The sequence below is a fragment of the Caenispirillum bisanense genome (assembly GCF_900230255.1).
In the GTDB taxonomy this organism is placed as follows: Bacteria; Pseudomonadota; Alphaproteobacteria; order Rhodospirillales; family Rhodospirillaceae; genus Caenispirillum; species Caenispirillum bisanense_A.
The window spans coordinates 47,482-68,077 of record NZ_OCNJ01000009.1 but is presented as its reverse complement, the minus strand read 5'-3'; the positions used below and the strand labels follow the sequence as shown (position 1 = coordinate 68,077).

General features: G+C 71.0%; 20 protein-coding genes. 9 read left to right on the top strand and 11 right to left on the bottom strand.

Annotated features, from left to right (window positions below):
* Positions 1 to 80 precede the first annotated feature (80 nt).
* The 10 genes from CRP50_RS18805 to CRP50_RS18760 all read right to left on the bottom strand — a co-directional run bounded on the left by CRP50_RS18805 (position 81) and on the right by CRP50_RS18760 (position 11,032).
* Positions 81 to 842 carry an ABC transporter permease gene (locus tag CRP50_RS18805; protein ID WP_097280731.1) on the bottom strand — a complete coding sequence of 254 codons (762 nt, stop codon included), beginning with the start codon at positions 840 to 842 and terminating at the stop codon, positions 81 to 83.
* A complete protein-coding gene (locus CRP50_RS18800; RefSeq protein WP_097280730.1) occupies positions 839 to 1,789 on the bottom strand; it encodes an ABC transporter ATP-binding protein in 951 nt (316 codons plus the stop codon). Before CRP50_RS18800 ends, CRP50_RS18805 begins: the two co-directional genes overlap by 4 nt.
* Positions 1,790 to 1,926: 137 nt before the next feature.
* Entirely contained in the window at positions 1,927 to 2,106 is a 180-nt protein-coding gene (locus CRP50_RS18795; RefSeq protein WP_097280729.1) for a hypothetical protein, read from the bottom strand.
* A 130-nt stretch (positions 2,107 to 2,236) separates the two neighbouring features.
* Positions 2,237 to 3,106 carry an FAD:protein FMN transferase gene (locus CRP50_RS18790; RefSeq protein WP_097280728.1) on the bottom strand — a complete coding sequence of 290 codons (870 nt, stop codon included), beginning with the start codon at positions 3,104 to 3,106 and terminating at the stop codon, positions 2,237 to 2,239.
* Positions 3,103 to 3,741, bottom strand: coding sequence for a nitrous oxide reductase accessory protein NosL (locus tag CRP50_RS18785; RefSeq protein WP_097280727.1), 639 nt, complete (start codon positions 3,739 to 3,741; stop codon positions 3,103 to 3,105). The genes CRP50_RS18790 and CRP50_RS18785 overlap by 4 nt, the downstream gene beginning before the upstream one ends.
* Positions 3,741 to 4,568, bottom strand: a complete 828-nt coding sequence (locus CRP50_RS18780) for an ABC transporter permease subunit (protein ID WP_097280726.1) — start codon at positions 4,566 to 4,568, stop codon at positions 3,741 to 3,743. Before CRP50_RS18780 ends, CRP50_RS18785 begins: the two co-directional genes overlap by 1 nt.
* On the bottom strand, positions 4,565 to 5,497 hold the full coding sequence (locus tag CRP50_RS18775; RefSeq protein ID WP_097280725.1) for an ABC transporter ATP-binding protein: 933 nt from the start codon (positions 5,495 to 5,497) through the stop codon (positions 4,565 to 4,567). The genes CRP50_RS18780 and CRP50_RS18775 overlap by 4 nt, the downstream gene beginning before the upstream one ends.
* Positions 5,494 to 6,789, bottom strand: coding sequence for a nitrous oxide reductase family maturation protein NosD (locus CRP50_RS18770; protein ID WP_097280724.1), 1,296 nt, complete (start codon positions 6,787 to 6,789; stop codon positions 5,494 to 5,496). Before CRP50_RS18770 ends, CRP50_RS18775 begins: the two co-directional genes overlap by 4 nt.
* Positions 6,789 to 8,729 carry a TAT-dependent nitrous-oxide reductase gene (nosZ, locus tag CRP50_RS18765; RefSeq protein ID WP_097280723.1) on the bottom strand — a complete coding sequence of 647 codons (1,941 nt, stop codon included), beginning with the start codon at positions 8,727 to 8,729 and terminating at the stop codon, positions 6,789 to 6,791. The genes CRP50_RS18770 and nosZ overlap by 1 nt, the downstream gene beginning before the upstream one ends.
* 41 nt (positions 8,730 to 8,770) lie before the next feature.
* Positions 8,771 to 11,032 carry a NosR/NirI family protein gene (locus tag CRP50_RS18760; RefSeq protein WP_245913535.1) on the bottom strand — a complete coding sequence of 754 codons (2,262 nt, stop codon included), beginning with the start codon at positions 11,030 to 11,032 and terminating at the stop codon, positions 8,771 to 8,773.
* 211 nt (positions 11,033 to 11,243) lie between these two features.
* On the opposite strand from CRP50_RS18760, the gene CRP50_RS18755 reads away from it, so the two are divergent.
* Positions 11,244 to 12,038 (top strand): ferritin-like domain-containing protein, encoded by a 795-nt coding sequence (locus CRP50_RS18755; RefSeq protein WP_141415197.1) that lies wholly within the window; start codon positions 11,244 to 11,246, stop codon positions 12,036 to 12,038.
* Between the two features lie 4 nt (positions 12,039 to 12,042).
* Here CRP50_RS18755 and CRP50_RS18750 read toward each other — a convergent pair whose 3' ends face one another.
* Positions 12,043 to 12,411: a DUF488 domain-containing protein gene (locus tag CRP50_RS18750; RefSeq protein ID WP_097280721.1), complete on the bottom strand. Its 369-nt coding sequence runs from the start codon at positions 12,409 to 12,411 to the stop codon at positions 12,043 to 12,045.
* A gap of 168 nt (positions 12,412 to 12,579) precedes the next feature.
* Between CRP50_RS18750 and CRP50_RS18745 the strand changes: the two genes are divergently transcribed.
* The 8 genes from CRP50_RS18745 to CRP50_RS18710 are packed head-to-tail and all read left to right on the top strand — an operon-like array spanning position 12,580 to position 20,591.
* Positions 12,580 to 14,865 carry a bifunctional salicylyl-CoA 5-hydroxylase/oxidoreductase gene (locus tag CRP50_RS18745; RefSeq protein ID WP_097280720.1) on the top strand — a complete coding sequence of 762 codons (2,286 nt, stop codon included), beginning with the start codon at positions 12,580 to 12,582 and terminating at the stop codon, positions 14,863 to 14,865.
* Positions 14,862 to 15,608 carry an SDR family NAD(P)-dependent oxidoreductase gene (locus tag CRP50_RS18740; protein ID WP_097280719.1) on the top strand — a complete coding sequence of 249 codons (747 nt, stop codon included), beginning with the start codon at positions 14,862 to 14,864 and terminating at the stop codon, positions 15,606 to 15,608. Before CRP50_RS18745 ends, CRP50_RS18740 begins: the two co-directional genes overlap by 4 nt.
* Complete coding sequence (locus tag CRP50_RS18735) at positions 15,605 to 16,084, top strand: MarR family winged helix-turn-helix transcriptional regulator (protein ID WP_097280718.1); 480 nt, start codon at positions 15,605 to 15,607, stop codon at positions 16,082 to 16,084. Before CRP50_RS18740 ends, CRP50_RS18735 begins: the two co-directional genes overlap by 4 nt.
* Complete coding sequence (locus CRP50_RS18730; RefSeq protein WP_097280717.1) at positions 16,081 to 16,923, top strand: enoyl-CoA hydratase family protein; 843 nt, start codon at positions 16,081 to 16,083, stop codon at positions 16,921 to 16,923. Before CRP50_RS18735 ends, CRP50_RS18730 begins: the two co-directional genes overlap by 4 nt.
* A gap of 1 nt (position 16,924) precedes the next feature.
* Positions 16,925 to 18,079, top strand: coding sequence for an acyl-CoA dehydrogenase family protein (locus CRP50_RS18725; protein ID WP_097280716.1), 1,155 nt, complete (start codon positions 16,925 to 16,927; stop codon positions 18,077 to 18,079).
* 2 nt (positions 18,080 to 18,081) lie between these two features.
* Entirely contained in the window at positions 18,082 to 18,501 is a 420-nt protein-coding gene (locus CRP50_RS18720) for an acyl-CoA thioesterase (protein WP_097280715.1), read from the top strand.
* Positions 18,498 to 18,914, top strand: a complete 417-nt coding sequence (locus CRP50_RS18715; RefSeq protein ID WP_097280714.1) for a RidA family protein — start codon at positions 18,498 to 18,500, stop codon at positions 18,912 to 18,914. The genes CRP50_RS18720 and CRP50_RS18715 overlap by 4 nt, the downstream gene beginning before the upstream one ends.
* Positions 18,915 to 18,947: 33 nt before the next feature.
* Positions 18,948 to 20,591, top strand: coding sequence for an AMP-binding protein (locus CRP50_RS18710; RefSeq protein ID WP_097280831.1), 1,644 nt, complete (start codon positions 18,948 to 18,950; stop codon positions 20,589 to 20,591).
* Positions 20,592 to 20,596: the final 5 nt, after the last annotated feature.

Here is a 20,596-nt window from a genome sequence, read left to right as displayed (position 1 = left end):
TGACCGCGTAACCCTGCCCTACCCTGCTTGTATCCCTCGTGGCCGGGCATCGTCCCGGCCACCTTTTTGCGGGCAGGCCGTCACGCCTTCAGCCGGTAGCCGGTGCGGAACATCCACACGATGACGGCGAGGCACAGCGCCATGAACACCAGGGTCATGCCGAGGCTGACGCCCACCGCCACGTCGCTGATGCCATAGAAGCTCCAGCGGAAACCGCTCACCAGGTAGACCACCGGGTTGAACAGCGCCACCGTGCGCCAGATGCCGGGCAGCATGTCGATGGAATAGAACGTGCCGCCGAGGAAGGTGAGCGGCATGACCACCAGCATGGGCACGATCTGCAGCTTCTCCCACCCGTCGGCCCAGATGCCGATGACGAAGCCGAGCAGGCAGAAGGTCATCGCGGTCAGCACCAGGAAGCCCAGCATCCAGAACGGGTGCGCGATCTCGAAGGGCACGAACAGCCGCGCCGTCGCCAGGATCACCAGCGCCAGCACCAGCGACTTAGTCATGGCCGCGCCGACGTAGCCGACGACGATCTCGAAGGGCGACACCGGCGCCGACAGCACCTCGTAGATGGTGCCGGCGAAGCGCGGCATGTAGATGCCGAAGGCGGCGTTGCTCACGCTCTCGGTCAGGATCGACAGCATGATGAGGCCCGGCACGATGAAGGCGCCGTAGGGCACGCCGCCCACTTCCTCCATGCGCGAGCCGATGGCGGCGCCGAACACGATGAAGTAGAGCGAGGTGGACAGGACGGGCGTCGCCAGGCTCTGCATCAGGGTGCGCCAGGCGCGCGCCATCTCGAACTTGTAGATGGCCTTGATGGCGTAGACGTTCACGGCTGCGACCTCACGAGCGTGACGAAGATGTCCTCGAGCGAACTCTGGCGCGTCTGCAGGTCCCTGTAGCCGATGCCGAGGTCGCCGAGGCGGCGGAGCAGGCCGGCGATGCCGGTGCGGTCGGCCTGCGAGTCGAAGGTGTAGACCAGCTCGTAGCCGTCGTCCGACAGCACCAGCGGCAGGCCCGCCAGTTCCTCCGGCAGGGCCGTGACCGGCGGATGCAGCTGCAGGATCAGCTGCGACTGCCCCAGCTTCTGCATCAGGGCGGTCTTTTCCTCCACCAGGATGATCTCACCCTTGCGGATCACCCCGATGCGGTCGGCCATCTCCTCGGCCTCTTCGATGTAGTGGGTGGTGAGCACGATGGTGACGCCCCGCTCGCGCAGGCCGCGCACCATGGCCCACATGTCGCGGCGCAGCTCCACGTCGACGCCGGCCGTCGGCTCGTCGAGGAACAGGATGGTGGGTTCGTGCGACAGCGCCTTGGCGATCATGACGCGGCGCTTCATGCCGCCGGACAGGGTCATGATCTTGGCGTCGCGCTTGTCCCACAGCGACAGGTCGCGCAGCACCTTTTCCAGGTAGGCGTCGTCGCGCGGCTTGCCGAACAGGCCGCGGCTGAAGCGCACGGTGTCGAGCACGGTCTCGAACATGTCCGTGGAGATTTCCTGCGGCACCAGGCCGATGGCCGAGCGCGCCGCGCGGTAATCGCGCACGATGTCGTGGCCGTCGGCGGTGACCGTGCCGGCGGTCGCCCGCACGATGCCGCAGATGATGCTGATGAGGGTGGTCTTGCCGGCGCCGTTGGGACCGAGCAGGGCGAAGATCTCGCCGCGCTTGATGGTCAGGTCGACGCGCTTCAGGGCCTGATGGCCGCTGGCGTAGGTCTTTTCCAGGCCGCGGACGGCAATGACCGCGGCCGTGTCTACGGGATGATCGTCACGCATGCCGAGGCAGCCTCGCACTTGACGGAGGGGCGAGCATTGGCCGACTTGTCCGCTCGGTCAAGTGAAGGATGTTCAGGCGGTGCGGGTCGGCCCGGTCGCGCCATCGTCGGGCCGAGGCCGGGACCGCGGAAGGGGCCTCAGCGCACCACCGCCAGTTCGTCGGCGAGGGGGGCGTCGAGGCGGGTCGCCACCAGGCGCAGACGGTCGAGGCCGCGGCGCTCGGCGACCCAGTGGCAGGCCCGGTCGGCGGATTTCGCCAGTTGCACGCCGACCAGACTGCCGGAGTTCTTCTCGCTCACGCGCCAGGTCACCTTCATCACATCCTCCTTGGGCCGGTTCCCTAGTGTTTTGAGGGCCGGCGCCGTCGGACGCAATCGCCACTCCGCCTTACGCCGGGCGGGTGATCGTTCGAATGAAAGGCTTCCTTTCGGGGTAGGCTCCCTAGACCTACCACACCCGCGTCGCGCCCGCCGCCTCGGCCACGGCCGCCCGGCGGTCGGCCGGCAGCAGGGCGAGCGCGGTGGAAACGGCGTCGGCGACCACCGCCGTCGGCGCCTGCACGGTGATGCGCGCCACCGTGCCGCCGGGGCGGCCGGTGGCCGGGTCGAAGACGTGGCCGGCGGGCTCGGTGGTCGCCAGCGCCGCATCCACCAGCGGCAGCGCCTCGGCCCCGGCGGCGGGCGCCACCTGCCAGGGGCGGCCGGCGGGGTGACCACCGAGGGCGCGGGTCTCGCCGAGCGCCACCAGCACCTCCGTCAGCCCCTCCCGCCGCAGCAGGGCGGCGACGCGGTCGGTGACGTAGCCCTGCGCGATGCCGTTGAGGGTGATCGCCATGCCCGGCCGCGCCAGGGCGATACGGTCGGCTTCCACCGACACGCCGCGCCAGTCCACCAGCGCCCGCGCCGCCGCCAGGTCGGCCAGGGTCGGGTCGGCGGCGCGGGCGTGCAAGGCCCACAGCGGCTGCACGGTCACGTCGAAGGCCCCGTCGGTGAGCGCCGACAGCGCCCGCGCCCGGCCCAGCACCTCCACCAGTTCCAGCGGCGGCGCCTCCAGCACGCCGGCCGCATTGAGGCGCACCAGGGCGCTGTCGGGGCGATAGAGGCTGAAGATCGCCTCCAGCCGGGCGATTTCCGCCTGCACGGCGGGCAGCAGGTCCATGGCGTCGGCGGGCAGGATCATCTCTGCCGCGGCACCGAGGGCGACGCCCTTCCAGCGGCGCAAGCCGGGGGCGGCGGCGGCGGGCACGGTGCCGGCGAGCACGGCGGCGGCGCCCGCACCGGCGGCGATGGCGACGAAACGGCGGCGGCTCAGGGTCATCGCGGAACCTCCGTGGCGGCAGTGGTGACGACGCCCGGCAGGCAGGTGGCGTCGGGCTCGTTCAGCAGCTCGATTACGGTGGGCTCGGCGAGCGACCCGTGCTGCTCGCCGTGGGTCATGGGCATGGGCATCTGCATGTCCTCGTCGGGGCCGCCGAGCACGTAGTCCTGCGGGATCTCGCCCCACTTCACCACGCGGCCGCCGTGCTCCGCCGTGAAGGCCTCGGCGGCGGCGAGGGTGGAGAACGGCACCGCCTCGGGCATGGCCATGCCGCCGCGGGCGTCGCTGTCGATGACGTAGAACCCGTCCTCGGCGGGCATCCAGGTCTCCGGCGCCGCCCAGGTGGTCGATGTCGCCATGTCGGAGACGTAGAGGGCGGTGACCGCCTTGCTTTCCTCGGGCAGCAGGGTGAAGGCGATCAGGTCGCTGACGGCCGGGAACCACAGGATCTCGCCGCTCTTCAGGTGGGCCTGGGCGCGCGGCCCGGCGTGGTCGAGCAGGATCATGCCGCCGAAGTGGGTGACGGCTTCGCGGGTCGGGCTGGCCGGCGGCGGCGCCTCGGCCTGGTCGGCGGCATCGTCGCAGGCGGCGAGGGTCACCGCCACGGCGGCGGCGAGGAGAAGGCGGCGCAGCATCACAGTTCCCTCCGCGCGAAGATGGTCCAGGCGACGGCCAGCGGCGCGACGATCCAGGCCGCCAGCGCCAGCGCCGGCCACACCGCCGGCAGGTCGGCCACTACCGCCTCCAGCCCCGCCACCGCCCCGGCGCCGTCGAAGGAGGCGAGCGTCAGCAGGCGGTAGGCGTCGGCGGGATTGGCGAGCAGCCACACCGGCAGGGTCTCGCCCAGGAAGCCCTGCCCTTCCGTCGCCACCAGGGCGCCGAGCAGGCCCATGTCGTAGAGCACCACCAGGAACAGCCAGACGACGATGGCGACGCCGGCCGCCGTGGTGCGCTCCTTCACCGTCACGCTCACCAGGGTGCCGATGGCGACGAAGGCGATCCCGAGCGCCACCGAGGCGCCGATCAGACCCGCGAAGTTCCACCACTCGGCCACCGTCGGGGCCTGCGGCGCCACGGCCGCGATGGCGGCGGCGGCGCTGCCGAAGCCGACGGTCGTGGCGAAGGCGAGGATGGCGGCATGGCCCAGGAACTTGCCGCCGAGCACCTGCCAGCGCGTCACCGGGTAGGACAGCATGAGCAGCAGCGTGCCGCGCTCGCTCTCGCCGACCACGGTGTCGAACGCGAGCAAGAGGGCGATCAACGGCAGCAGGTAGATGGACAGGCTCGACAGCGACACGATGGTCACGGTCAGGCGCCCGGTCCCCACCTCGCCCACCGGCGCGCTGCCGACCAGCGACAGGGCGAGGGCGAGCGCCGCCAGCAGCAGCGTCGCCGTGGCGACCCAGCGGTTGCGCAGGCCCTCGCGGATTTCATGGCCGGCGATGGTCAGGATGGCGGTCATGGCGCGACCTCCTCGTCGGGGGCGGGGCTGCCGCCGAAATGGGCATAGACGTCGTCCAGCGACGGCGGCAGGACGTCGAGGTCCTCGACATCGCCGGCGCCGCCGTTAGCGAGCCGGCGCAGGGCCTCCATCTTGTCGGCGAGCGACACGCCCAGCTCCACCGAGCGGCCGTTGGCGGCCAGCACGCGGGCACCCGGCCCGGCCTGCGCGGCGGCACGCTCCGCCCCGCCCTCGGGCACGCGGACACGGATGCGCACCGGCAGCCCGGCGGCCTGCTGCAGCCCCTGCAGGGTGTCGCAGGCCACCAGCCGGCCGTGGCGCATGATGGCGATGCGGTCGGTGCGCAGTTGCAGCTCGCTCAGCACGTGCGACGACAGCAGGATGGTGACGCCCTGCGCCTTCATGTCGCGCAGGATGCGGTAGAACTCCTGCCGCAGCATGGGGTCGAGGCCCGAGGTCGGCTCGTCGAGCAGCAGCAGGCGCGGCTCGCCCAGCAGCGCCTGGGCGAGGCCGAGGCGCTGGCGCATGCCCTTGGAATAGGTGCGCACCGGCTTGTGCGCCGCGGCGGCGAGGCCGACCCGCTCCAGCAGGTCTTCCGCCTGGGCCTTGGGCGCCCCCTTCAGGCGGGCGAAGTAGCGCAGCGCCGCCCGGCCCGACGAGCCGCCGGTGAAGTTGACGTTCTCGGGCAGGAAGCCGAGCGCGCGGCGCGCCGCCGCCCCGCCGCCCTCGGTGCCGAGCACCGACAGGCTGCCGGCGGTCGGGCGGGTGAGGCCGAGCAGCATCTTCATGAGCGTCGTCTTACCGGCGCCGTTGTGGCCGAGCAGGGCGAGGAACTCGCCTTCCGGCACCGCCAGCGTCAGGTCGTCGACGGCGGTGAAGGCGCCGTAGCGCTTGGTGATGCCGGTCAGGCGGATGGCGTCGCGGGTCATTTCCGGCTCTCCGCCAGTTGGGCGGCCGGCACGGCGGGCGGCCGCATGAGGGGATGGGGGTCGACCACGCCGCCCGGCAGGATCGCCGGGAAGGCCGACTGCGCCCACTGGATCAGCTGCACCGCCGGGCTGGTCAGCAACAGCTTGGCGGCCGGCGCGCGCCAGACGATCTGGTCCACCAGACCGTTGGGCCGGTAGGGGCGGTCGGCGATGCCGTCGCCGTCGAGGTCGAAGGCGGCGTTGTCGGACCAGTAGTTGCCGACGCCGTTCTCCGCCCACTCCAGGTACCGGGTGCCGACGTACTTCACCTGCGTCTCGTTGCGGATGAAGGCGTTGCCGACGATGGTGTTGCGCTCCGACCCCGCCGTGAAGTGAATGCCGACGGCGCAGTCCTCGAAGCGGTTCTCGCGGAAGTCGTTCTTGTTGGCGTTGTAGATGAAGACGCACTTGTCGCCGCCGTCGACCACGGCATTGCCCCGCAGCTTCGACGAATTGGCGTAGTTGAACACGAAGCCGTGCTCGCGGTCGCTGCGGCTCAGGTTGTTTTCCACGGTCAGGCCGTGGCTGAACATGATGACGTAGCCGGCGTCGTTGTTCAGGGAGCGGTTGCCCGAGAGCACGCTGTCGTTGGTGTACATGTAGTGGACGGCGAAGCGCAGGTCTTCCAGCACGTTGTCGGCGAAGACGTTGTCCTTGGACGTGGTGGTGAAGATGCCGTCGCGGCCGCCGACGATGCGATTGCCGATCACCTTGCTGCCCGGCGTGTTCCACAGCTGCACGCCGTTGCCGCGCTCGCTCACCCGCAGGTCCATGCGGCCGGCGATGGTATTGCCCTGCACCAGGGCGTCGTCCGGGCCCTTCAGGTAGACGCCGATGAGGTTGCCGACGATGCGGTTGTCGGCGACCACCGCCCCGTCGGCGGCTTGCGTCACGTAGACGCCGGCGTCCTCGCGGTCGAGGGAGGCGCCGGAACCCCGGATGGTCAGGTTGCGCAGGGTGATGCCGGGGGCGGCCAGCTCGATCACCCGGCCCTGCCCGCCGCCGTCGATGACGACCTCGCCTTCGCCGATGAGGGTGAGCGGCTTGTCGATGACGACACCGCCGCGATAGACGCCCTCTGGGAGACGCAGGACCCCGCCCGTTGACGCGGCGCCCAGGAGGGCAGCGAGATCCCGCGTCTCCGCGAGGACGCCCGCGCCGGGACCAGTCCCGGCAGGGGCGCCGCCGGCGGCGGCGGTCACGAGGACCGCCGTCGCCACCGCGGCTGCGCGTATGAAGCCGCGGGCGCGCATCACGCCTTGGCCTTCGGGTGGACCAGCATGCGGCCGCGCATTTCCATGTGCAGCGCATGGCAGAACCACTGGCAGTAGTACCAGTGCACGCCCGGACGGTCGGCCGTGAAGGTCACCGAGGCGGTGGCCTGCGGCGCGATTTCCATCACCACGTTGTAGTTGGAGATGGTCAGGCCGTGGGTCAGGTCGTCGACGTCGTCGATGTTGGTGATGGCGATGGTCACCTCGTCGCCCTCGTTCACCTCGAACTTGTCGAGCGAGAACATGGGCGCCTGCGAGGTCATGAACACGAAGACCTTGTTGCCTTCGCGGATGACGTCCGCCGCGTTCTCGGGGTCGACGCCCTTGGACTTGATGAGCTCCACCGTGTCCTTGAAGATCGGGTCGGCGCGGTCCCAGGTGTTGCGCGGGTTGACGATGTCGGCGCGCACGATGATGCAATCGTGCGGCTCGGCATAGGTCGGGCCGTCGTGGACGATCTTCATGGGGCGGTCGTCGCCGCCGATGTCGATCAGCTGGTCGTTCTCCGGCTTCAGCGGCCCGGTGTTCAGGAACCGATCCTTGGAGAACTTGTTGAGCGACACCAGCCACTTGCCGTCGGCCTCCAGGGTCTCGCCCATGGAGGTGTGGTTGTGGCCCGGCTGGTACATGACGTCGAGCTTTTCCAGGATCGGGTCGACGTCCTTGCCCTGGAACTGCTCCACCGCCGTGGCGATGTTCCACTTGGCCATCTGGCTGTCGATGAACAGCGTGGTGTAGGCGTTGCCGCGGCCGTCGAAGGCCGTGTGCAGGGGGCCGAGGCCGAGCTGCGGCTCCGCCACCACCGCGCTGCGGGGTTCGGCGCCGTCGAACACGGCGTCGAGCTTGCGCACGTCGACCACGGTGACGGTCGGCGACAGCTTGCCGTTGACCACCAGGTGGATGCGGTCCGGCGCCATGTTGCAGCCGTGCGGGCTGTTGGAGATGGGAATGTAGGCGGTGTAGGGCGAGCCCTTGCGGCCGTCGAGCACCGGCACGCCGTTCATCATGGTGGCCTTGCCGGCCTTCACGGCCTCTTCGATGCGCTTGATGTTGAAGACGACGACGTGATCCTGCTCGGCCGCCGTCATCTCCGCCATGGTCACGCCCATTTCGGAGTTGTAGCTGGTCGAGAAGGCGTACTTGCCGTCGTAGTCGGCGTCGCAGTTGTCGAGGTTGCCGTCGACGATGACCTGCCAGGCCACCGTCATCTCGTCACCGTCGATGGCCGAGAAGATGCAGCGGTAGGCGGACGGATTATCCAGGTCGCGGCCGTCGTTGGGCAGCGGCGCCTCGTGCTCGCCGTTGGCGAAGACGTAGCCGGTGCGCGGATACTTCTGCGGGCGCAGGCCGTGGATGTCGTTGGCGTTGGGGATCTCGATGATCTTGTCGGGCTTCATCACGTCGCAGCGGATGCGGGCGACGCGCGTGTTGGCCTTGTCGTTGATCCACAGATAGCGGCCGTCGTAGGTGCCCTCGGTGAACGACATGTGCGGGTGGTGGGCATCGCCGTTGGTGTAGATGCCGCCGCGATTGGCGAGGAACTTCTTGGTCTCCTCGGTCAGGCCGTCGGTGAGGATGCGGCGGGATTCGTTGGTGATGCCCCAGCCCGTCGCGCTGTCGACGTTGAACACGGGGATGCGCATCAGCTCGCGCATGGACGGCACGCCGAAGATGCGCACCTCGCCCGACTGGCCCGAGGACCAGAAGCCGTAGTAGTCGTCGAGCTGGCCCGGCGCCACGGTGCCGGCAGCCCCCGCCTCGGCGGCGCGGGCGGCCGGGATGCCGCCGCCGGCCAGGCCGCCGACGCCCACACCCACGCCGGCCGCACCGGCGAGACCCGCGAGCGTCGCGCCCTTGGCGGTGGTTTCGAGCAGGCTGCGCCGGCTGAGGCCGGTCTTGCCGTCGTCGTGATCGGTCATTGTTGCAGTCCTCCGTCTTTCTTTTTCAGCGTCCGGCGGGGTCAGGCCCGGGGACTTTCGGCGGCCGCGGGTCCCTGCTCGGACGTCGGGGCGGCCTCGGGGTCGCGCTCCACCCGCTTGGATGCGGTGTGGCGGCGCTCCTTCTTCAGGCGCCGCGTGACGTTGTGCGGACACCGGAAGTCGTCTCGGTAGAGTTCCTGGCAGTGCATGCAGTAGATGCACTCGTTGGGATTGATGTGCCCCTCGGGGTGGATGGACTGCACCGGGCACTCGCGGGCGCAGCGGCTGCACGAGGTGCCGCATTCCGGCCAGCGCTTCAGCCACTCGAACATGCGCACCCGGCCGGGGATGGCCAGCGCCCCGCCCAGCGGGCAGAGGTAGCGGCAGAAGAAGCGTTCGATGAACAGGCCGGCCACCAGCAGGGCCACGGCGAACAGCACGAACGGCCACTCGCGCACGAAGTTGAGGATGATCGCCGTCTTGAAGGGCTCCACCTCGGCCATCTTCTCGGCGAAGGCGAGGTCGTAGAGGGCGAGGCCGAACAGCGCCAGGAAGACGATGTACTTGATCGGCCACAGCCGCTCGTGCAGGCCCCAGGGCACACTGATCTGGCGGATCTTCAGGCGGCGGCCGGCGTGGTTGGTCAGCTCCTGCAGGGCGCCGAACGGGCACAGCCAGCCGCAGAACGGACCGCGGCCCCAGAACAGCAGCGAGGCGGCGACGGCGAACCACAGGATGAAGACCAGCGGTCCCATCAGGAAGTACTGCCACGAGAAGCCGGTGGCGAGGGAGTTGGACAGCGTCAGCAGGTTGACCACCGACAGCTGCGCGTTGGTGATCCAGCCGATCCACACCAGCGTGTAGGTCAGGAAGGCGTAGCGCATGCCCTTCAGGAGCTTCGGCCGGCGCACGAAGAAGTCCTGGAAGAAGAACACGGCGGTCAGGAACACCAGCGACGCCGACAGGAGGCCGATGCTCCAGGCGTCGGAGCGCCAGATGGCCTTCCACAGCGCGTCGCGGGCACCCGCCTCGTCGTCGTCGGCCACGGCCTGGGCGCCGGCATCGGTCGCCGGAGCCGCGACGGCGGCCGGCGGGGGCGGCGGTTCGGTCAGGTAGGCCTCGGGCACGGCATAGGACAGATCGAAGGTGACGAAGGCCTTCTCCAGCGCGCCCGTGGAGCGCGCCACCAGCAGGTCGAGCTGCCACGGCAGGGCGGGCACGAAACCGGCATCGCTCGGCACGCGGAAGACGCCCACTTCGGTGAAGTCCGGCGCGCCCTCGGCCGCCACGCCGCCGAGGCGCTTGTGCTGGCGGTCGCGGAAACGGATGGAGGCGGTGTCCTGGGCGAGCTGGATGCGGTCGAAGATGCCGCCGCGCACGTAGCCCGAGCCCTTGAAGGAATAGCGGCCCTGGCCCATGACCAGGATGGCGGACTGGCCCTCCTCCAGCGTCTGCTGCAGGTTGGTCCACTCGTTCTCGCCGAGCAGCGAGCGGCCGATGGTCGGCACGCTGACCTGCGCGACGTAGAGGTCGATGAAGGTGTCGTCGGGCTGCCCCGGCTCCGGCCGCTTGGCGGCCTTGGGGTCGCCGAGGGCGGCGAAGGCCTCGTTCACCTCGCCGACGGTCAGCCGCAGGCGGCGCACCGAGCCTTCGCCGAGCAGGGTCTGCCAGTCCTTGACCTCGACCGGCGCGTCGGTCGCGATCTCGCGCACCGGGGCGGCGGTCGCGGCGGCGGCGTCCAGCCCGCCGAGGCCGAGGCGGCGGGCCACCTTGGCGGCGGCGCGGGTGACGCTGTCGTGGATGACCAGCACCGTGACCGTGGCGCCCGAGATGATGTCGGGGTCGCCCTTGTCGGCCGGCGCGGTCATGGTGACGGCGTCGTAGCCGACGATCCCTTGCAGATACGCGGTGATCTCCGACTCCGGGATGCCGATGAGCACGATGGGCTCGTGGTGCTCGACCATGTCGAGGCCGGCGATGACGCCCTCGGTCGTCACGCCCACCAGCACGTCGATGGGGCGCCCGGAATAGCCGGTGGAATTGGTGAAGTCGGAATTGAGGAAGACGTAGCCGGCGAGCGCGTCGCCCGCATAGGCCGGCACCACGGCAGGCTCGCCCTCGGTCGGGCCAAAGCGGTCGGCGTCGGGAACCAGGGCGGCCGGGTCGGCGTCCGTCAGGAACCGCGCCAGGTCGCCGGGCTTGGCGGCGGCCCCAGGCGCGCCGGCCAGCAGCACGGCGAGGGCGAGGACGGCGGCCATGAGGGTCGCTGCGGCGGACTGGAGACGGCGGGTCGGACCGGACATTGCGCTCCCTCTTGCCCTGGTGCGGGGCGTCGCTTCGAACGGGCGCAGAATGTCCGGAGCGGAGGACGCCGACCTTGACGCTGGTCAAGTACGCTACCACCGTGGTGGGGGATGCAGCGGCGGCAGCACCTGCGGCCCCGTTTGACCGGAATCAAGGACGCGGCGGCCCCGCCGCGCCACCATCGGCTCCACCAGGGGCGGAGGACCATGCATGACCAGTGACGCACGACGGACGGTGACCTTCGACTCGGTGCCCTTCATCGCGGCGCCGGAGGATCTGTTCGCCGTGGCGACGGCCATGGAGCACGAGGCGACGGTGCGCTACCGCCAGCTCGCCGCCCGCATGAGCGAGCGCGACGAGCCGCAGCTCGCCGCCCTGTTCCGCCGCCTGGAAGCCATGGAGAGCGAGCACGAGGCCGGCATCGACGCCTGGGCGGCGCGCGAGACCATCACGCCGGCCGAACACCTCACCTTCCGCTGGGACCTGCCGGAAGGCATCAGCCCGGCGGCGCTGGCCGACGTCGGCGGCGTGGAGGCGCTGACCCCGTGGAAGGCGCTCGACCTCGCCGTGCACAACGAGGAACGCGCCTTCGCCTTCTACGTCCAGATCGCCGCCCGCACCGATCACGCCCGCGTCCGCACCTACGCCGAGCGCATGGCCGCCGAGGAACTGGAGCACGTCGCCCTGCTGCGCCTGGAGCGCCGCCGCGCCTGGCGCCAGGAGCACGCCGGCGCGCCGGCGGAACCGCTGCCCGAGACGCTGGCCGACCTGGAAGCGTGGCTCGCCTCCCGCATGCCGCTGCACGAGCCGCCGCGCGACGGCGACCGCCGCCCGTGGCTGGTGGCCGAGATCCGCCGCCAGGAAGACGACTACGACACGCTCATGCGGGTGATCGACCGGGCGGAGGACGAGACCGTGGTGCGCGCCGCACAGGGCGCCGCCGCCGCGGTGCTGCGCCGCCTCGCCCTGCTGCGCGACGCCGACGCGGCGGACCGGAGCGCCTGATCCGTCAGCCGCGCGCCAGCCAGTCGCGCAGGGCGACGGCGTTGTTGCGGTCGTCGGCCTTGGCGGCATAGAGCAGCGTCACCGGCCCCTGCGCCGCCAGCGCCCGCAGCTCCGCCACCGCCGCCTGGGCGGCCGGCGCCTCCAGCTCGACCGCATAGGCCGCGACGAAATCCTCCCACGCCTCCGGATCGCCGTGGACGCGGCGGCGCAGGGCGTCGCTCGGTGACAGGTCCTTGAGCCAGCGGTCGAGGGCCGCCGCCTCCTTGCTCAACCCCCGCGGCCACAGCCGGTCGACCAGCACCCGCGCGCCGTCCTCGGGTGCCGGCGGGTCATAGACGCGCTTGAGGCGGAACGACTGCGCGGCATCCGGCATGGCCGGCTTCCTCCCTGCTGCATCGGCGATCCTTCCGGCATACGCCGCAGCGCAGCCGCGGGCAAGGGCCTGCGCTGTAGTCTTTTGAACTTGAAATTTTAAGGTTGAAAGATACGGCCGGCGCTGCCACCGTCATGGACAGACGACCGCTTCTCGGGGAGACCACGGATGAAGGTCTTGTGCCTCGGCGGAGGGCCGGCCGGGCTCTACCTCGCCATCTCCATGAAACTGCGCGACCCGTCGCACGAGGTGACGGTGCTCGAGCGCAACAAGGCCAACGACACCTTCGGCTGGGGCGTGGTGCTGTCCGACGACGCCCTCGGCACCCTGGAGCGCAACGACCCCAAGAGCACCGCCGCCATCCGCGCCGGCTTCGCCTATTGGGACGACATCGCGGTGGTCCACGCCGGCACCCGCACCGTCTCCGGCGGTCACGGCTTCGCCGGCATCGGGCGCCGCCACATGCTGGTCCTGCTGCAGGAGCGCGCCCGCGAACTCGGCGTCGACATGCGCTTCGAGACCGAATTCAAAACGGCCGAGGAGTACCGCCGCGACTACGACCTGGTGGTCGCCGCCGACGGCATCAACTCGCGCGTCCGCAGCGAATACGCCGCGATCTTCAAGCCCGACATCGACGTGCGGCTGTGCAAGTTCATCTGGCTCGGCACGCACCAGAAGTTCGACGACGCCTTCACCTTCATCTTCGAGAAGACCGAACACGGCTGGATGTGGATCCACGCCTACCAGTTCGACGCCGAGACGGCGACGGTCATCGTCGAATGCAGCCAGCAGACCTGGGACGCCTGGGGCTTCGTCGACATGACGAAGGAACAGACCATCGCGACGCTGGAGCGTATCTTCGCCCGCCACCTGGACGGCCACGCGCTCATGTCCAACGCCGCCCACCTGCGCGGCTCGGCGGTGTGGATGAACTTCCCGCGCGTCATCTGCGAGCGCTGGTACCACGAGAACGTGGTGCTCATGGGCGACGCCGCCGCCACCGGGCATTTCTCCATCGGCTCGGGCACACGGCTCGCCTTCGACAGCGCCATCGCGCTCGCCGACTTCCTGCATTCGGAGCCGACGCTGGAGCGCGCCTTCGCCCGCTATCAGGAGGAACGGCGGCTGGAGGTGCTGCGCCTGCAATCGGCGGCGCGCAATTCGCTGGAGTGGTTCGAGGAGGTGGAGCGCTACCTCGACCTCGATCCCGTCCAGTTCACCTATTCCCTGCTCACCCGCAGCCAGCGCATCAGCCACGAAAACCTGCGCCTGCGCGATCCGGCGTGGCTGCGCGAGGCCGAGGACTGGTTCCAGGCGCGCGCCGGCGGCACCCCCGGCCGGGCGCCCATGTTCGCCCCCTTCCGCCTGCGCGACATGCGGCTGGAAAACCGCATCGTCGTCTCGCCCATGGCGCAGTACAAGGCGGTGGACGGCTGCCCGACCGACTGGCACTTCGTCCACTACGCCGAGCGCGCCAAGGGCGGCGCCGGGCTGGTCTATACGGAAATGACCTGCGTCTCGCCCGAAGGCCGCATCACCCCCGGCTGCCCCGGCCTCTATGCGCCGGAGCACGAGGCGGCGTGGCGGCGGCTGGTGGACTTCATCCACGCCGAGACGCGCGCCAAGGTGTGCTGCCAGATCGGCCACTCGGGGCGCAAGGGCTCGACCCAGCTGGGGTGGGAGGAGATGGACGCCCCCCTGCCCGACGGCAACTGGCCCATCCTGTCGGCCAGCGCCGTGCCGTGGTCGCCGCGCAACGCGGTGCCGAAGGCCATGGACCGCGCCGACATGGACGCGGTGACGGCGCAGTTCGTGGCGGCGGCGGAGATGGCGGCGCGGGCCGGCTTCGACATGATCGAGCTGCACGCCGCCCACGGCTATCTGATCTCGTCGTTCATCTCGCCGGTGTCCAACCACCGCACCGACGACTACGGCGGATCGCTGGACAACCGCATGCGCTACCCGCTGGAGGTCTTCGCCGCCATGCGGGCGGTGTGGCCGGCGGACAAGCCCATGTCCGTGCGCATTTCCGCCAACGACTGGGTGGGCGGCGACGGCGTAACGCCGGAGGACGCGGTGCAGATCGCCCGCATGTTCCATGCCGCCGGGGCCGACATCATCGACGTCTCGGCCGGCCAGACCACGCCCGACGCCCGCCCCATCTACGGCCGCATGTTCCAGACGCCGTTCTCCGACCGCATCCGCAACGAAGCCGGCATCCCCACCATGGCCGTCGGCAACATCTACGAGCCCGACCACGTGAACTCCATCCTCATGGCCGGGCGCGCCGATCTGGTGTGCCTCGCCCGGCCGCACCTCGCCGACCCGTACTGGACCCTGCACGCCGCCCTGGCGCTCGGCGATACGTCCTGCGCCTGGCCGCAGCCCTATCTGGCCGGGCAGGCGCAGGCCGCCCGGCTGGCCGAACGCGCGCAGGAGGCGATCCGGGCATGAGCGGGCTTTCCGGCAAGCGCGTCCTGGTGACGGGCGGCGGCACCGGCGTCGGCGCCGACCTCGCCCGCGGCTTCGCCGCCGCCGGCGCCGCCGAAGTGGTGATCGCCGGCCGCCGGGCGGAACCGCTGGAGGCCGTGGCGGCCAGCCATGCCGCCATCCGCGCCATCCCCGCCGACGTCACCGACGAGGCCAGCGTCGCCGCCCTGTTCGACGCCGCCGGGCCGGTGGAGATCGTCATCGCCAACGCCGGCGCCGCCGACAGCGCCCCCGTCACCCGCACCACCCTGGACGCCTGGCACGCCATGCTGGCCGTCAACCTGACGGGCGTCTTCCTCACCTTCCGCGAGGGCTTGCGGCAGATGCCCGGCTGGGGCCGGCTCATCGCCGTCGCCTCCACCGCCGGGCTGAAGGGCTACGCCTATGCCGCGCCCTATGCCGCCGCCAAGCACGGCGTCGTCGGCCTCACCCGCTCGCTGGCGCTGGAGGTGGCGCGGCGGGAGGTGACGGTGAACGCCCTCTGCCCCGGCTTCCTCGATACCGAAATGACCGAGCGGTCCCTCGCCACCATCATGGACAAGACCGGCCGGAGCCGCGACGACGCGCTGGCGGCCCTCACCGCCGGCAACCCGCAGCACCGCCTGATCCAGCCGGCGGAGGTCACTGCCGCCGCGCTGTGGCTGTGCGGGCCGGGCAGCGAGGGCATCACCGGCCAGGCCGTCGCCATCGCGGGAGGCGAGGTATGAGCACCGTCCCCCTGCCCCAGCCCGTGCCCGAGACCGACGGCGTCCCCCTCTCCAAGCGGCGGCTGAAGCTGTGGATCCGCCTGCTCGGCGTCACCCGCAGCGCCGAGAGCCACCTGCGGGAGTTCCTGCGCGTCGGCCACGCCACCACCCTGCCGCGCTTCGACGTCATGGCCGCCCTGCACCGCCGCCGCGAGCCCATCAGCATGTCCGAGCTGTCGCGCATGCTGCTGGTGTCCAACGGCAACGCGACGGCCGTGGTCGACCGGCTGGAGCAGGACGGGCTGGTCCGCCGCGAGAAGTCCGCCGCCGACCGCCGCACCGTCACCGTCGGCCTGACGGACGCCGGCCGGGCGCAGTTCGAGCAACTGGCCGTCGACCACGAACGCGAGGTCGACGCCCTGTTCGCCGCCCTGACGCCGGCCGAGATCGACACCCTGGAAACCATCCTCAAGCGCCTGGGAAAGACCGCCCGATGACCTCCATCGCCTGGACGCCGCTCGGCGGCACCGACCTCGCCGGCCTGACGCCCGACACCTTCCAGTGGTCGGTGACCGACCGCGTCGCCGTCATCCGCCTCGCCCGCCCCGACCGCAAGAACCCGCTCACCTTCGACAGCTACGCCGAGCTGCGCGACACCTTTCGGGCGCTGGCCTATGCCACCGACGTCGACGTGGTGGTCTTCGCGTCCAACGACGGCAACTTCTGCTCCGGCGGCGACGTCCACGACATCATCGGGCCGCTCATCGACCGCGACATGAAGGGCCTGCTCGCCTTCACCCGCATGACCGGCGATCTGGTGAAGGCCATGATCGGCTGCGGCAAGCCCATCATCGCGGCGGTGGACGGGGTGTGCGTCGGCGCCGGCGCCATCATCGCCATGGCGTCGGACCTGCGGCTGGCGACGCCCGCCGCCAAGACCGCCTTCCTGTTCACCCGCGTCGGGCTGGCCGGCTGCGACATGGGCGCCTGCGCCATGCTGCCGCGCATCATCGGCCAGGGCCGGGCGGCGGAGCTGCTCTACACCGGCCGCGTCATGGGCGCCGAGGAAGGCGAGCGCTGGGGCTTCTGGAACGCCCTGCACGCCCCCGAAGCGCTGGAGGACGCGGCCCTCGACCTCGCCCGCCGCCTCGCCGCCGGCCCCACCTTCGGCCACGGCATCACCAAGACCCAGCTGAACCAGGAATGGAGCATGAGCCTGGAGCAGGCCATCGAGGCCGAGGCCCAGGCGCAGGCCATCTGCATGCAGACGCAGGACTTCGCCCGCGCCTATCACGCCTTCGTCGCCAAGGAAAAGCCCGTCTTCGAGGGGAACTGACATGGCCGACCGCTCCTTCCTCGCCTGGCCGTTCTTCGAGGACCGCCACCGCGCGCTGGCCGCCGACCTGGACGCCTGGTGCGCCGCGCACCTGCCGGTCGACCACGGCGACGTCGACGCCGCCTGCCGCGGCCTGGTGCGCGCCCTCGGCGAGGCGGGATGGCTGCGCTGCACCGGGGCGGCGGAAGGGGAAGTGCTGGACGTGCGCACCCTCTGCCTCATGCGCGAGACGCTGGCCCGCCACGACGGCCTCGCCGATTTCGCCTTCGCCATGCAGGGCCTCGGCATGGGCGCCGTCAGCCTGTTCGGCACGCCCGCGCAGCGCGACTGGCTTAGCCGCACCCGCGCCGGCGAGGCCATCGCCGCCTTCGCCCTGACCGAGCCGGCCTCGGGCTCCGACGTCGCCGCCACCGCCACCACGGCCGAGAAGCGCGGCGACCGCTGGGTGCTGAACGGCGAGAAGACCTACATCTCCAACGGCGGCATCGCCGACCTTTATGTCGTCTTCGCCCGCACCGGCGAGGCGCCGGGCACCAAGGGCCTGTCGGCCTTCCTGCTGCCCGCCGGCACGCCGGGGATCGCGGTGGTGGAGCGCATCGACGTCATCGCCCCGCACCCGCTCGCCCACCTGCGCTTCACCGACGTGGAGCTGCCGGCGGGAGCCCTGATCGGGCGACCGGGCGAGGGCTTCAAGGTCGCCATGGCGGTGCTCGACGTCTTTCGCGCGACGGTCGGCGCCGCCGCGCTGGGCTTCGCCCGCCGGGCGCTGGACGAGGCGCTGGCGCGGGTGCAGGCGCGACGCCTGTTCGGGGCGCCGCTGGCCGAGTTGCAGATGGTGCAGGGGCATCTGGCCGACATGGCGCTCGACGTCGACGCTTCCGCCCTGCTGGTCTATCGCGCCGCCTGGACCAAGGACGGCGGTGCGCCGCGGGTCAGCCGCGAGGCCGCCATGGCCAAGCTGCACGCGACGGAAGCGGCGCAGCGCGTCATCGACGCGGCGCTACAGCTGCACGGCGGCGACGGCGTGCGCAGCGGCATGGCCGTCGAAAGCCTCTACCGCGAGATCCGCGCCCTGCGCATCTACGAGGGCGCCACCGACGTGCAGAAGATCGTCATCGCCCGCGCCACGCTGGCCGAAGCGGCGAAAGGCGGCTGACCATGGCCTACGTCCGCCCCATCCGCATCGAGTTCGCCCACTGCGACCCCGCCGGGATCGTCTTCTACCCGCGCTATTTCGAGATGACCAATTCGGTGGTCGAGACCTTCTTCGCCGACGTGCTGGGCTACCCCTTCGCGCGCATCGTCATGGAGATGGGCTGCGGCGTGCCGACCGTGCGGCTGGAGACGGATTTCCGCGCCCCCTCGCGCCTCGGCGAGGTGGTGGACTTCACCCTGGTGGCGGTGCGCCTCGGCCGCAGCAGCGTGACCTTCCGCATCACCGCCGCCCGGGACGGCGCGGTGCGCATGACCACCACCGCCACGCTCGCCTGGGTCGGCCCCGACGGCCGCGCCGCCCCCTGGCCCGAAGACCTGGCAACCGGCCTCACCGCCGCCCTGGAAGAAGGACCCGCCGCATGAGCCAGTCCCCGCACGAGTTCCTCAACCCGAAATCCTGGAAACCCGCCCGCGGCTACGCCAACGGCGTCGCCGCCTCGGGCCGCATGGTGTTCGTCGGCGGCATGGTCGGCTGGACCGGCGACCAGCAGTTCGAGAGCGACGACTTCGTCGACCAGGTGCGCCAGGTGCTGCGCAACATCGTCGCCGTGCTCGCCGAGGCCGACGCCCGGCCGGAGCATCTGGTGCGGCTGACCTGGTACGTGGTCGACAAGCACGAATACCTCGCCCGCCTGCCCGACCTCGGCGCCGTCTACCGCGACGAGATCGGGCGCCACTACCCGGCCATGGCGCTGGTGCAGGTGGCGGGGCTGGTGGAGGACCGGGCGCGGGTGGAGATCGAAGCGACCGCCGTGGTGCCCGAAGACGGCCGCTGACGCGAAGGGACGAGGCACGCCATGGAGACGACGATGACCAGCACCGCCCTCCCCCTCGGCCCGACGGCCCACGTCGACACCTTCACCCGCGACAACCTGCCGCCGGCGGAGCTGTGGCCGGAGATCCGCCTCGACGGCTTCGACTACCCCGAGTATCTGAACGCCGCCGTCGAACTCACCGACCGCATGGTCGAGAAGGGCTTCGGCGACCATGTGGCGCTCATCGGCAACGGCCGCCAGCGCACCTACAAGGAACTGACCGACTGGACCAACCGCCTCGCCCACGCGCTGGTGGAGGATTACGGCGTCAAGCCGGGCAACCGGGTGCTGGTGCGCTCCGCCAACAACCCGGCCATGGTCGCCTGCTGGCTGGCCGCCACCAAGGCCGGCGCAGTGGTGGTCAACACCATGCCCATGCTGCGGGCCGGCGAGCTGGCGAAGGTGGTCGACAAGGCGGAAATCTCGTTTGCGCTCTGCGACACCCGGCTCATGGACGAGCTGGTGGCCTGCGCCAAGACGTCGCGGTTCCTCAAGCAGGTGGTCGGCTTCGACGGCACCTTCAACCACGACGCCGAGCTGGACCGCGTCGCGCTGTCCAAGTCGGTGCGGTTCGAGGCGGTGCGCACGGGGCGCGACGACGTGGCGCTGCTCGGGTTCACCAGCGGCACCACGGGCACGCCCAAGGCCACCATGCACTTCCACCGCGACATCCTCGTCATCGCCGACGGCTACGCCAAGGAAGTGCTGGGGGTGACGCCCGACGACGTGTTCGTCGGCTCGCCGCCGCTCGCCTTCACCTTCGGGCTCGGCGGGCTGGCGGTGTTTCCCCTGCGCTTCGGGGCGGCGGCGGCGCTGCTGGAGACGGCCTCGCCGCCCAACCTGGTGGAGATCATCGAAAAGTACCGCGCCACCGTCTGCTTCACCGCCCCCACCGCCTACCGCGCCATGCTCAAGGCCATGGCCGACGGCGCCGACCTGTCGTCGCTGCGCGCCGCCGTGTCGGCCGGCGAGACGCTGCCGGCGCCGGTCTACGAGGAATGGATCGCGCGCACCGGCAAGCCCATGCTCGACGGCATCGGGGCGACGGAAATGCTGCACATCTTCATCTCCAACCGCTTCGGTGACAGCTTTCCCGCCTGCACCGGCCGCCCCGTCGCCGGCTACGAGGCCAAGGTGATCGGCTCCGACGGGCAGGAGGTGCCGCGCGGCGAGATCGGCCGGCTGGCGGTGCGCGGCCCGACCGGCTGCCGCTACCTCGCCGACGCCGGGCGCCAGCGCGACTACGTGCACGACGGCTGGAACCTGACCGGCGATTCCTTCATCCAGGACGCCGACGGCTATTTCCACTTCGCCGCCCGCAACGACGGCATCATCCTGTCGTCGGGCTACAACATCGCCGGGCCGGAGGTGGAAGCCTGCCTGCTCGCCCACCCCGACGTGCTGGAATGCGCCGTGGTCGGCGCCCCCGATCCCGACCGCGGCCAGGTGGTGGAAGCCCACGTGGTGCTGGCCGAGGGGGTGGAGGGCGACGCCGCCCTGGTGCTCGCCTTGCAGGAGCACGTGAAGAGCCGCATCGCCCCCTACAAGTACCCGCGCCGCATCGTCTTCACCGACGCCCTGCCGAAGACGGCGACCGGCAAGATCCAGCGCTTCCGCCTGCTGGAGGACCCCGCCTGACGGCC